Source organism: Bowdeniella nasicola (assembly GCF_001907295.1).
Taxonomy (GTDB): Bacteria; Actinomycetota; Actinomycetes; order Actinomycetales; family Actinomycetaceae; genus Bowdeniella; species Bowdeniella nasicola.
Genome location: NZ_MQVR01000026.1, coordinates 17,401 through 29,671, shown reverse-complemented (window position 1 = coordinate 29,671; position 12,271 = coordinate 17,401). Strand labels below are relative to the sequence as shown.

Annotated in this window: 9 protein-coding genes; 3 read left to right on the top strand and 6 right to left on the bottom strand. The window is 64.5% G+C overall.

What is annotated here, in order from left to right:
* Positions 1-100 (top strand): integrase core domain-containing protein (locus tag BSZ39_RS05870; RefSeq protein ID WP_143180396.1); only part of this gene is annotated, 100 nt, incomplete at its 5' end.
* Here BSZ39_RS05870 and BSZ39_RS05865 read toward each other — a convergent pair.
* Genes BSZ39_RS05865 through BSZ39_RS05855 form a run of 3 tightly spaced genes read right to left on the bottom strand, consistent with a single transcriptional unit; the run spans position 97 to position 4,312 of the window.
* Positions 97-1,191 carry an alkaline phosphatase family protein gene (locus BSZ39_RS05865; RefSeq protein ID WP_083602982.1) on the bottom strand — a complete coding sequence of 365 codons (1,095 nt, stop codon included), beginning with the start codon at positions 1,189-1,191 and terminating at the stop codon, positions 97-99. The two genes, BSZ39_RS05870 and BSZ39_RS05865, sit on opposite strands and share 4 nt — an antisense overlap.
* Complete coding sequence (locus tag BSZ39_RS05860) at positions 1,188-1,751, bottom strand: DUF5998 family protein (protein ID WP_073716440.1); 564 nt, start codon at positions 1,749-1,751, stop codon at positions 1,188-1,190. The genes BSZ39_RS05865 and BSZ39_RS05860 overlap by 4 nt, the downstream gene beginning before the upstream one ends.
* Positions 1,752-1,768: 17 nt before the next feature.
* On the bottom strand, positions 1,769-4,312 hold the full coding sequence (locus BSZ39_RS05855; protein ID WP_083602981.1) for a GNAT family N-acetyltransferase: 2,544 nt from the start codon (positions 4,310-4,312) through the stop codon (positions 1,769-1,771).
* 81 nt (positions 4,313-4,393) lie between these two features.
* On the opposite strand from BSZ39_RS05855, the gene BSZ39_RS05850 reads away from it, so the two are divergent.
* Positions 4,394-6,877 (top strand): DNA gyrase/topoisomerase IV subunit A, encoded by a 2,484-nt coding sequence (locus BSZ39_RS05850; RefSeq protein WP_073716438.1) that lies wholly within the window; start codon positions 4,394-4,396, stop codon positions 6,875-6,877.
* Here the strand turns inward: BSZ39_RS05850 and BSZ39_RS05845 are convergent.
* The gene (locus BSZ39_RS05845; protein WP_073716437.1) at positions 6,874-7,989 is read right to left on the bottom strand and encodes a GNAT family N-acetyltransferase; all 1,116 of its coding nucleotides are present in this window, start codon (positions 7,987-7,989) and stop codon (positions 6,874-6,876) included. The two genes, BSZ39_RS05850 and BSZ39_RS05845, sit on opposite strands and share 4 nt — an antisense overlap.
* 47 nt (positions 7,990-8,036) lie before the next feature.
* The gene (locus tag BSZ39_RS05840) at positions 8,037-10,145 is read right to left on the bottom strand and encodes a DNA gyrase/topoisomerase IV subunit B (RefSeq protein ID WP_073716436.1); all 2,109 of its coding nucleotides are present in this window, start codon (positions 10,143-10,145) and stop codon (positions 8,037-8,039) included.
* A 147-nt stretch (positions 10,146-10,292) separates the two neighbouring features.
* Here BSZ39_RS05840 and BSZ39_RS05835 point away from each other — a divergent pair, with 147 nt between their 5' ends.
* Positions 10,293-10,502 (top strand): DUF7455 domain-containing protein, encoded by a 210-nt coding sequence (locus tag BSZ39_RS05835; protein WP_073716441.1) that lies wholly within the window; start codon positions 10,293-10,295, stop codon positions 10,500-10,502.
* A gap of 54 nt (positions 10,503-10,556) precedes the next feature.
* On the opposite strand, the gene BSZ39_RS05830 is transcribed toward BSZ39_RS05835, so the two are convergent.
* Entirely contained in the window at positions 10,557-12,149 is a 1,593-nt protein-coding gene (locus tag BSZ39_RS05830) for an RNA polymerase sigma factor (RefSeq protein WP_187343233.1), read from the bottom strand.
* Between the last annotated feature and the right edge of the window lie 122 nt (positions 12,150-12,271).

Genomic DNA, 12,271 nt, shown 5'->3' with positions numbered 1-12,271 from the left:
CGCCTGGCTTCATCACTACAATCATCACAGACCCCATACCGGGATCGGTGGTCTTACTCCATCAGAACGCGTTCACAACCTCACGGGGAACTACAACTAGACGTGTTCGATAATCAGCGGGACACTCACTTCTGCTGAACTGATCGAGCCGTGCGCGCCGACCAGGCGCATATTGGCATCGCTCATCCAGCGCGAGTCACTAATCCCCCACGTGCCCTTGGCGATGAGGGCTGCGTCCCCGATCCGCGGCGAGACGTGGTCGGCGACCGGGTCAAAGGCCGTGAGCAGCCGGGTGCGGTCCCACACCTCGACGGACTCGCCGCACCAGGCCGCGAGGTCGTGGAGCATCTGCTCGGCGTTTGTTCCGGGCTCGAAGAACAGCTGCAACACTCGCTCCTCCCCCGTCGACATCAGTGCCGCACTGCCAGAAAAGTCGGCAAGATCAAGCCGGCGGTCGATGTCGACCATGCCGTGGTCCGCGGTAACGATTAGGGCCGTGTCCTTCGGCAGGCGGGACGCCAGTGAGCTGAGGGCAGCGTCGACGCGCTCGACTTCCGCGATCCAGGCTTCCGAGGACCAGCCCTCGACGTGTCCCACATGGTCGAGGTCCGCCCAATACAGGTAGACGAGCGAGGCCCCCGCGCGTAGCTCGCGCACGACCGCGCCAATCCGGTCCTCGAAGGTCTCGGCAAAGACGGCACGCATGCCCCGCCAGGCGGCACGCGTGAGACCGGAATCGCGGAACTTCTCCGGCCCTACCGAGACGATCTCGCCGCTCGGGGTGGCACGCTCGGCGATCGTTGGGCAGCGTTGCCATGCCTCCGGCGTCACCGGCGAGTCGGCGAACGACAGGAGTTGGATGCGGCTCTGGCTGTCGGGTTCGCGCGCGGTAAAGCCCACCATGCCCGTGTGTCCGGGTCGCTCACCCGTCGCGAAACTCGTGATCGCGCAGGCCGTCGTCGACGGGAACGTCGAGGTGAGGGCGGTACCCAAGCGGCGCCGCATGAAGGGGATGTGGCCGCGGCGCGCTTCAAGAAGCTCCAGGCCCATACCATCGATCAGGACGACAACGTACCGCGAGGCGGCCGGCAATTCGAGCGCCTGCGCGGACTCGGCCCAGCTGCCGCCATCGCTCGGGCGATAGCCGGCGCCATGTGCTGCCGCCGCGAAGACCTGCCGCAGCTCGGTCATCGGATCGACTCAAACTGGGCGCGCCGGAGCACGCGCGCGAACTCGAGCGCCGAGTCGAGTCGATCGGCGCCATCGGCCTCCGCACTGACGCGGATGACGATGTCTTCTTGCGACACTCCGCCATTGCCATGGTTGCCGCCGCACTCCGGGTCTTCACACGCACCAAAATCGATGGCGATACGCGAGTTCACGCCCCAGCCGATGACGAGGACGAGGTCGCCCGCGCTACCGCCGGTCGCCGGGTGTCCATAGATCGCCTCGATGCCGGTGAGATTCTTCAGCGGAATCGTCTGAACCTGCACGTGAACGTCCTGCTCGGATTCCGGGAACGGCAGGTCGGAGGCGTAGATGTGGATGAGCCGCGTCGGCGTGACGACGAACAGGTTCGCATAACGCGCCACGCTCCCCCGGTCGAACGTCATCTGCGCGCCCGCGAAGTACCCGAGGATGTCCTCGTCGAACAGGCAGTCCTTCAAATAGCCTTCCATCGCTGCGGGATGGAAGGCCGCTTGACTGAGTTCGGAGGTCACGTCAGCGAACGAGCAGGGAGAAGAGGTCATGGGGTCCATTGTGACATCTAGCGTGCCCGATCCGGATTCGGGGTGGGCAGGGCGCGGCGCGCATCATCGTGTCGGCGCCGCTGCTGCACCCAGATCTCGGCGCCGGCGACGTGCACTTCCTCTTCCCCGACGATGACCGGGTGCAGCCGGATCCGGCTGACATCGGAAAGGTCATCCTTCAACAGGGAGATCCGCCCGATGAGGTCCGCGAGACGCTCCTCGTCGAGGGTGGGCAGGCCCCGATAGCCACGCAGCCGGACGGCCGTTTTCACTTCCCCAATGATGTGGCGTGCGTCGGCGGTCGTGAGCGGCGCGATGCGATAGGAAATATCATGCAAGATCTCTTCGGCGTCCCCGGCGAGCGCGAACGAGATGACGGGACCGTACAGGCGGTCCTCCCAGGCGCTAATGACACAGGCCGCTCCCGCGGGGGCCATCCGCTGCACGTCCCAGCTCTGCTCGCCGCGACGCACGAACCGGCGGGCCGCGGAGACGACGGCGTCGTCATCGGACAGGTCCAGTACTACGCCGCCGAGGTCCGCGCGGTGGCGTAGCGCCTTCTGGCTGGATTTTAAGACGACGGGATAGCCGAGCTCCCGTGCGTCCGCGACGCTCGTGTCCTCATCTGTCGCCGTGATCGCCCGCAGCGCGTTGATGCCGTAGCAAGCGAGCAATTCGAGGGACTCGTCTTGCGTGAGCTGGACCGCCTCGGCGTCGGCCCGCTCGTGGACGAAGGCGCGCGCCTCCGTCAGCTGGATGCCTTCGATGTCTATGAGCTGGGCGTCGGCCAGTTGGCTGCGCTTGACTTGCGCGTGTGCGAGGCGCGCGATGAGGGCGACGGCGTTTTCGGTGTCCTCGATCAGCGGCACGCTCGTCATGGGAGGATCATTGATCCCGCCGAGCACTGCGACCCACGGCACGAGTGGGGGCGTCGCCATGAGCTCCCGGCAGAGGTCATCGAGACGAGCGGCCTGCGAAGCGGTCAGTGCCGTGAGCGCGACGACGACGGCATCGCAGGCGCCCTGCAGGTCCGAAAGAGCGGCCTGATCGATCTCGGGTGCGACGAGGTCAAGATCGCGCGAGCCGGTCACCTCCAGGCCATAGCGGTGGGCGCTGGCGGTGATCGTCGTCAACAGCGCGGCCGAGGAGGAGATAATGCCGAGCCGGGTACCCGCCGGCGGACCCTGCTGTGCGAGCACCCGAGTCAGATCAACAAGCTCCCGCGGCGAGCGCGTCGCGATGATGCCGGACTGGTCGAGGATATGGTGCAGGACCCGCGGCCCTTCGGCCGACGTCGAGACGAGGTGGCCCGGAAGCATATCGGAGCCGGCACCGGGCGTGATGAGCGCGAGAATCGGCCGCTGGGTGGCAAGGTGGCGGGCAATACGCGTGAACTTTCGGGCGTTACCGACGGTATCCAGGCAGATAACGGCGGGACCATGGCCCGGATGCGCCGCCCAAAACTGCATCGTGTCGTTGCCGGAAATATCGAGGCGATGCCCGGCCGCGACCATCGTGTTCAGGGCAAGGCCGGAGCGGCGGAAACTGCTAGTCAGGCGGATGCCGACCTCGGCGCTTTGGACGAACAGGTCGATGTCGCCGCCCGTGGGAACGCTCTCCGAGAGCGTCAGGTCGATCCCGTCGGCGGTAACGATGCCGTGGGAGGCTGGCCCGAGCAGCCGCATCCCGTGCGAGCGCGCGGTGCGCAGCAGGCGCAGCGAGGTCTCGGAGTCGACGATGTGGTGACCTGAATAGACGATCGTGGCGCGCACGCCACGGGAGCCGAGCCCGTCCAGGATGTCCGAGAGCCGATCGGTTGGACACGCGACGAGCGCCAACCGCCCCGCGAGGTCTTCGGTGTCGGCCGCGACGACATCGGCGCCCTGACTGGCCAGGCGCCACTCGAGGGGTTCGAGCCGGCCGTCCTCGTCGACGAGGACAAATCCAGTCGGCGCCATGAGGGCTTCCATTGCGAGGGCCTCGGAGTGCTGTTCGCGCTGCATCATGACGCGCCAGGCCTCCGTCGTGGACCGCAGATCGACGAGGACCTCGATGACGCCATCGTTTAGCGACGTCGTGAGGCGATATCCGGCGTCTTTAAAGACGTTGATCATTTTGCGGTTTTGCGGCAGCACGAACGCTTCGAACGTGTGGACCCCGACCTCGCGGGCTGCGGCCGCCAGGTGGTCGAGCAGGACCGAGCCCAATCCCCGCCCGTGCTGCGAATCGGCGACGTAGAACGCTACCTCCGCGACCGAATCGCGCGTCGTATTGAAGCCGCCGATCGCGGCCATCGTGGCGTTCTCACCGCGCCCCTCGAACAGGGCGAGGGAGACGTCGCGCTCTTGGTCAACGTGCAGGAAGTCGGCGATGTCCTTCTCGCTGAGGTTCGCGCGCGGAGCGAAAAACCGGTAGTAGATCGAGGAGTCGGACTGGCCAGAATGCAGTGAGCGGAAGTGCTCCTCGTCGGCGGGCGTCACGGGCCGGATGTGCATCGTCGCGCCATCGCGCAAGACAACGTCAGCTTCCCATTGGGACGGATACCGAACGTCTGACGCCATGTGCCCAGCCTAACGCGAGTAATTGCCACGGTTGCGGTGTTGCGCACCGGCTTATGGCACGAAATTGCGGATAATCGCGTTATGCCTACCCGCCCTGAGGACCCCGCACGCGACGAGAAGATCATCGATATCGACGTCTCCGCCGAGATGGAATCCTCCTTCCTCGAATATGCCTATTCGGTGATTTACGCGCGCGCCCTGCCCGACGCGCGTGACGGCCTGAAACCGGTGCAGCGTCGCATCCTGTACCAAATGGATCAGCTGGGCCTGCGCCCGGATAAGGGCCACGTGAAGTCCTCGCGCGTCGTGGGCGACGTCATGGGTAAGCTCCACCCGCACGGCGACCAGGCGATCTATGACGCCCTCGTGCGAATGGCCCAGGATTTTTCCCTGCGGCTGCCGCTGGTCGATGGACACGGTAACTACGGGTCCCTCGACGATGGCCCCGCGGCGCCACGTTATACCGAGGCCCGGCTCGCACCCGCGGCCCTCGCGATGACGGAATCGCTCAAGGAAGACACCGTCGATTTCGTCCCGAACTACGACAACCAGTACACGCAGCCCTCTGTGCTGCCGGCAGCGATCCCCAACCTGCTCGTCAACGGCGCATCCGGTATCGCTGTCGGCATGGCGACGAATATGCCGCCCCACAACCTGGGTGAGGTCGTGGCGGCGGCGCGTCACCTCATCGAGCATCCCGATGCCGAGCTCGATGACCTCATGAACTTCGTCCCGGGCCCCGACCTTCCGGGCGGCGGCAAGATCGTCGGACTCGACGGCATCCGCGATGCCTATGCGAGTGGCCGCGGAACGTTTAAGACCCGGGCGACGGCGCGCATCGAGAACGTCACGCCCCGCAAGAAGGGCATCGTCATCACCGAGCTGCCCTATCTCGTCGGTCCCGAACGCGTCATCGAACGCATCAAGGACGCCGTCGACAAAAAGCGCGTCACGGGAATCTCTGCCGTCACCGACCTCACGGACCGCCACCACGGCCTGCGCCTCGTCATCGAGGTCAAGAACGCCTTCAACCCGGAGGCCGTGCTCGAAAAGCTCTACCGCGCGACGCCGCTGGAAGAATCCTTCGGGATCAATAACGTCGCGCTCGTCGAGGGCCGACCGCAAACGCTCGGGCTGAAAGAACTCCTGCAGGTCTACATCGACCATCGCCTGACCGTCGTGCGCCGCCGCAGCCAATACCGGCTCGATCAGCGCCGCGAGCGGCTCCACCTCATCGAGGGCTTGCTCATCGCGATCGCGGATATCGACGAGATCATCCAGGTCATCCGTTCCTCCGAGACCGCCGATGAGGCGCGCAGCCGCCTCATGATGGTGTTCGACCTGTCGGAGCCGCAGGCCGAGTACATTCTCGAGTTGCGCCTGCGCCGCCTCACGAAGTTCTCCCGCATCGAACTGCAGGGCCAGGCCGACGAGCTCGCCCGCGAGATCGCCGAGTTGGAAGAGATCCTCGGCTCCGAGCAGCGCCTGCGCCAGGTCGTCTCCGATGAGCTCGCGCGCGTCTCGCTCGAATACGGGACGCCGCGCCGGACCGTCCTGCTCGAGTGGGCAGGCGCAGTCAAGACCGCTGCCGACCCGTCCGTGCCGCTTAAGGTCCCCGACGTGCCGAGCACCGTCCTCATGTCGACGACGGGCCTGCTTGCCCGCATCGATACGCCCGACGCGGGCCTGACGAGCGACGAAGGCCAGCTTCCGCTCGAGGATGACGCACCACCCGTCTCGCGCTCGGGGCCGCGCGCCTCACACGATGGCCTGCGCAGCGTCGTGAATTCCCGATCGCACGGCGAAGTCGGCGTCCTGCTGTCTTCTGGCAGCGTCCAGCGCATCAACGTCCTCGATATCCCGTCGCTGGCACTCGCAAGCTCCGCACCGTCCCTCGCGGGCGGCATCCCGATCAGCGAGCTCGTCGCGATACCGAGCGGCACTAAGCCGGTGGGTTTGATCGACCTGTCCCCCGAGGCCCCGATTGGCGTCCTTGCCACCTCTTCAGGCCGCATCAAGCGCTTCACGACGCAAGACTTCCCCCGCAACGCGGACACCTTCGATATCGTCTCGCTGAGCGACGATGACGCCGTCGTCGCGACGGCGAGCACGCACGCGGACGATGATCGCCTCGTGCTGGTCACCTCCGATGCGCAGTTGCTGCACTTCCCGGCCAGTGCGGTGCGGCCGCAGGGGCGCGGCGCCGGCGGCATGGCGGGCATCAAGCTCGCCGACGGCAGTCGCGTCATCGCCCTGGGCGTCGTCTCGGACGCGGAGGTCGCCGCGGCCAGTGTCGTCACAGTGGCGGCAAACTCTGCGGCCCCGACGACGGATCAACACGTGAAGGTCACCCCGCTCGACCGCTACCCCGGCAAGGGCCGCGCGACGATGGGCGTACGTGCCCACCGCCTCCTGGCGAGCCAAGATGGGCTCGTCCTCGCATGGGTCGGACTGGATCCGCGGGCCTCGGGTTCAGCGGGCCAAGCACTCGCGCTGCCGGATACCGACGAGCGGCGTGATGGCTCCGGAAGCGTCGCCGCGGGCGCGATCGCCGCGATCGGTTAAAGCGGCAGGACGTACTGCGTCGTCGAATGCGTCGGCTCGAATCCGAGCATCCCGAAGATATGCTGCGCCCCGGTAGGGTTTTGGTCATCGGCGTCCAGGCCGGCGTATTCCATGCCGTCCTCCTTCATTGCCTTCATTGACTTGACCAGCAGGGACTTTGCGACGCCCTGGCTGCGCCATTCTTCGAGCACACCGATCGCCTCGAGGTAGCCCTCGGACCAGCCGAGCGCTGCCCAGTCCTCGTCCCACCGGGCCGCTAGGACATAACCAGCGATGCGTGCGCGATCAGAGGACCGGTCGACCGCGACGAACGACCATTCGGGAACGAAGCGTTCGCGCGCCCGGGCCCATTCTTTCTGACTCACATCGCCGCCGGATCCCGCCTGTTCGAAGGCGAGATGATGGACCTTCTTAACCGCATCGTGGAGTTCTTCGGTCCATGGCTCGATGCGCACGTGCGAAGGCAGGTCCACCTTCGGCATGTCGTCGTTCAAGGAGCGGCGCATCTGCGTGACGACCCCGTGCGTGACGAAACCGAATTCTTGGAGTAGCTCGTGCGAGCCGGTCTGGTTTTCGTCGACGTGGATCTGGATGTAGGAGGGCACGCCACGCTGCCGGCGTGCGATCAACGATTTAGCGGCATCGAGCTGCCAGCCGAGCAGGTCGCGTTCGATGCTGCCGTCACGCAGTTTGGGGTGGCTCGTGCCGGACAGTGTAGCGACCTCGAAGGGAGCATCGAAGTCGGGAATGCGCACGAAGCCGTAGGCGAGGAGATTATCGCCGTCGAAACCTCCGATGCACGCAGTGGAATACCCAGGAGCGAAGAGTTCCGCGATTTCACTTTCGGTCGTGCGGAAAGGCGGGTTTTCGACGTCTTCCACATCGGCGACGAGCGCCACCAATGCGGGCAGATCATCCGAGGTCAACTCGCGCCAGGCGAGGTCACCCACGCCCGACAGGTCGGCCGTGATCGCCGCATTGCTTATTTTGCGGGCTCGCCGGGCTTCTGCGAGTTGCTGGAATCGGCTGCGCAGCCCGAACGTCGCTCGATCGGGTGTCTCATGGTAGTGGTGCGAGCGGATCCGCTGCGGTACTTCGCCGTTTTCGGCCACGCGTAACACTCCTCGGACATCTCTACTGGTATTGCTCCAGCATACCGTCAGGCGTCGATCTGATCCTGTGAGACGTGTCCCGCTCCGGCAACGATGAACTCCTTGCGGGGAGCGACTTCGGATCCCATGAGGAGCTCGAAAATGCGCTCGGCCGTCATGAGTGCATCCTCGTCAGCGATCTGAATCCGGCGCAGCGTCCGATGCTTCGGATCCATGGTCGTCTCCGAGAGCTGATCGGCATCCATTTCGCCAAGACCCTTGTACCGCTGAATGGGTTCTTTATAGGTCCGCCCCTGCTTTTCGAGCTTGGCGAGCGTACGGGCGAGCTCGGCTTCGGAGTAGATGTACTGGATTTCGCGCTTGCGCCGCCCCTTGGGGTTGATGTCGAGCCGGAACAGCGGTGGCACCGCCGCGTAGACGCGTCCAGCCTCGACCAGCGGGCGCATATAGCGGAAGAACAGCGTGAGCAGCAGCCCGCGAATATGGGCGCCGTCGACGTCGGCGTCGGTCATCAGGATGATCTTGCCGTAGCGTGCCGCATCGAGGTCGAACGTGCGGCCGGAGCCCGCGCCAATGACCTGGATGATCGAGGAGCATTCGGCGTTTTTCAAAATATCGGCCGGACTCGCCTTTTGCACGTTGAGGATCTTGCCACGGATCGGCAGCAGCGCTTGGAATTCAGAAGAGCGCGCGAGCTTCGCGGTGCCGAGGGCGGAGTCACCCTCGACGATGAAGAGTTCGGATTCCTCGACGCTCTTGGTGCGGCAGTCGGCGAGCTTTGCCGGTAGCGCGCTGGATTCGAGCGCGTTCTTGCGCCGCGAGATCTCCTTATGCATGCGGGCCGAGACGCGGGCACGCATCTCCCCCACGATCTTTTCCATCAGCTGGGTGGACTGGAGCTTCGCGTCGCGCTTGCTCGAGGTCAGCAACGCGGTGAGCTGATCCTCCACGACACCCGAGACGATAGCGCGCACCTGGGACGTGCCAAGGACCTCCTTGGTCTGCCCTTCGAACTGGGGCTCTTCGAGGGAGACCGTCACCACGGCCGTCAGGCCCGCAAGGATATCGTCCTTTTCGATCTTGGGATCTTTTGCGCTGTACTTCAGGCGGCGCGCATTCGTATCGATCGCCTTGCGCAGCGTCTTCACCAATCCGTTTTCGAAGCCCTGAATATGCGTGCCACCCTTGGGCGTCGCGATGATATTGACAAACGACCGGACGAACGTGTCGAAGCCGTTGCCCCACCGCAGCGCGATATCGACGGTGCAGTGCCGCTCCACGTCCTTGGGTTTCAGCCGGCCGGAGCGGTCGAGCTGCTGGACAGTTTCCGTGAAGGTGCGGGTCTCGCGTAGCCGCCACGTGTTCGTGACCGGGGAGTCGTGGGACAGGAAATCGACGAAATCGACGACGCCGCCATCGTGGCGATGCTCCTCGCGTACCGGATCGCCACCGCGTCGGTCCTCGACGATGAGCGTGAGACCGGGGACCAGGAATGACGTCTGGCGGGCGCGCTCGGTGATGTTCGAAAACGAGAACTGTTCGGTTTCCGGGAAGATCTGGCGGTCCGGCCAGAACCGTACGCGCGTGCCCGTCTTCTTTTTGGCGATGCGACCAAAACTGCGCAGCCGCGAGGAGGAGGTGAAGGGGGTAAAGGTCGCCTCCGGTGTCGGCTCCCCCTTGTCGCGGAACTCGCCAGGCTCGCCGCGCCGAAAGCTCATCGCATGGGTTTTGCCGCCGCGGTCGACCTCGACATCGACGCGGGCAGACAGGGCGTTGACGACGCTGGCGCCGACACCGTGCAGGCCGCCGGACGCGGCATAGGAGCCGCCGCCGAACTTACCGCCGGCATGCAGCTTGGTGTACACCACCTCGACGCCCGACAGGCCGAGCCCTTCGACCTCGTCGACGGGGATGCCGCGACCGTCATCGCGTACCTCGACCGAGTCGTCATCGTGCAAGATGACCTCGATCGTCGTGGCGTACCCGCCGATCGCTTCGTCGACACCGTTATCGATGATCTCCCACACGCAGTGCATGAGTCCCCGGGAATCGGTCGAACCGATATACATGCCGGGGCGTTTGCGGACCGCCTCCAGTCCTTCCAGGACCTGGAGGTGGCGGGCGGTATAGCTAGAACGTGTCGACACATTGGACATGCTAAGTGCCCGCGGTGACATTGCTGAGTTTGGCGCGCGAAATAGCCACAACCGACTAGATCACAGCGCGACGTTCAGCCCACTGCGAAGATTCGTGGACGCTTCGCGACAGCATGCTTCGCCTCGTGATGTGATGAAGACATGAACATGACCACCGCACCGAGCAAAGAGCTGGAGCCGATGACCTCGGCTGATCGTTGCGACGCCTGTGGCGCCCGAGCCTATCTGCACGTCGGCCTCGAAACCGGTGAACTCTATTTCTGCGGCCATCACGCCCGCACGTTCGCCGACAGCCTCGCTGACCGCGCCGTCATCATCCGCGATGAGACCTCCAAACTCGCGGGGGCGGACGCCTAGATCGACAGAGAAAAACTCGGGACGAGCACGTGCTCGTCCCGAGTTTTTTCTTTCCTAGTCCAGGTAGTCCCGCAGGACCTGGGAACGGGAGGGATGCCGGAGCTTCGACATCGTCTTCGACTCGATCTGGCGGATGCGCTCACGCGTCACGCCATAGACCTTGCCGATCTCGTCCAGGGTCTTCGGCTGTCCATCGTTCAGGCCGAAGCGCATCGAGATGACGCCGGCCTCCCGCTCGGAGAGCGTATCGAGGACCGCGTGGAGCTGTTCTTGCAGCATGAGGAAGGATACAGCGTCCGCGGGGACGATCGCCTCGGAGTCCTCGATGAGGTCACCGAACTCGCTGTCACCATCTTCGCCGAGCGGCGTGTGAAGCGAGATGGGCTCGCGACCGTACTTCTGGACCTCGACGACCTTCTCAGGCGTCATGTCCAGTTCCTGCGCGAGTTCTTCGGGCGTGGGTTCCCGACCGAGATCCTGCAGCATCTGACGCTGGACGCGCGCCAGCTTGTTGATGACCTCGACCATGTGGACCGGGATACGGATCGTGCGAGCCTGGTCCGCCATGGCGCGAGTAATCGCCTGCCGGATCCACCACGTGGCGTACGTCGAGAACTTGTAGCCCTTGGTGTAGTCAAACTTCTCCACCGCGCGAATCAGACCGAGGTTGCCTTCCTGAATGAGGTCGAGGAAGAGCATTCCACGGCCCGTGTAGCGCTTGGCGAGGGAGACGACCAGACGGAGGTTTGCTTCGAGCAGGTGGTTCTTCGCGTCCTTGCCGTCGGCGGCGATCCACATGAGTTCACGCTTGAACTTACGGTCGATCGAATCGCCTTCGGTCTCGAGCTTGTCTTCGGCGAACAGGCCAGCTTCGATACGCTTGGCCAGCTCGACTTCCTGCTCGGCGTTCAGCAGCGCGACCTTACCGATCTGCTTCAGGTAGTCCTTCACCGGGTCCGCGGTCGCGCCTGCCGTGACGACCTGCTGGGCAGGCCCGTCGTCGTCACGATCGGAGACGACGAAACCCTTGTCGGTAATTCGAGAACGCGTGGACTTAGTCGCCTCGGCCTTCTCTTCGGGCTCGTCCTCTTCGTCATCATCGTCGGCCGATTCCGCCGAGTCAACCGAATCTGCCGAATCCGAGGACTCCGCCGAGTCTTCCAGATCGATCTCTTCGTCTTCGAGATCCTCATCCGGGGTCAGTGCCGAATCTGCGATCTCTTCAGTCTCGAGTTCTTCCTCGACGGGCCCCTTCTTCGCGGGAGCCTTCTTAGCCGTGGCCTTCTTGGTCGGAGCCTTGGCGGTCGTGGTCTTCTTCGCCGGAGCCTTTTTGTCCGGGGCCTTCTTAGCGGGAGCCCTTTCGGCCGGAGTCTTGTCTTCGGTCTTCGCCGCGGGAGCCTTCTTGGCAGGAGCCTTCTTTGCGGGCGCAGCCTTCTTGGCCGGATTCGCCTTCTTGGCAGGCGCGGCCTTCTTCGCGGGAGCCTTCTTAGCCGGTGCGGCCTTCTCCTCGCTCCCCTTGGCCGGGGTCGAGGCCTTCTTAGTCGCAGGCTTATTCGCAGCCGGAGCCTTCGTGGCGGTGGTCTTCTTTGCTGGGGTCTTCTTCCCTGTCGTGGTCTTGGTATCCGTTGCTGAGGAGGTAGAGGACACTAGGGGCCTTTCCGTACCGGGAGACAAAAATAAGCAGCCAACTGAGGAGGCTGCTGCTTACGATTATACACCTTAGGCGCCGCTGCCCGATCCGTCAATCCCAGATTTTCCGTATGATTCCG

Bases quoted from the DNA above. Each gene is read 5' to 3' on its own strand.
- BSZ39_RS05865 (WP_083602982.1), bottom strand. From the start codon at position 1,191: ATGACCGAGCTGCGGCAGGTCTTCGCGGCGGCAGCACATGGCGCCGGC.
- BSZ39_RS05860 (WP_073716440.1), bottom strand. From the start codon at position 1,751: ATGACCTCTTCTCCCTGCTCGTTCGCTGACGTGACCTCCGAACTCAGT.
- BSZ39_RS05855 (WP_083602981.1), bottom strand. From the start codon at position 4,312: ATGGCGTCAGACGTTCGGTATCCGTCCCAATGGGAAGCTGACGTTGTC.
- BSZ39_RS05850 (WP_073716438.1), top strand. From the start codon at position 4,394: ATGCCTACCCGCCCTGAGGACCCCGCACGCGACGAGAAGATCATCGAT.
- BSZ39_RS05840 (WP_073716436.1), bottom strand. From the start codon at position 10,145: ATGTCCAATGTGTCGACACGTTCTAGCTATACCGCCCGCCACCTCCAG.
- BSZ39_RS05835 (WP_073716441.1), top strand. From the start codon at position 10,293: ATGACCACCGCACCGAGCAAAGAGCTGGAGCCGATGACCTCGGCTGAT.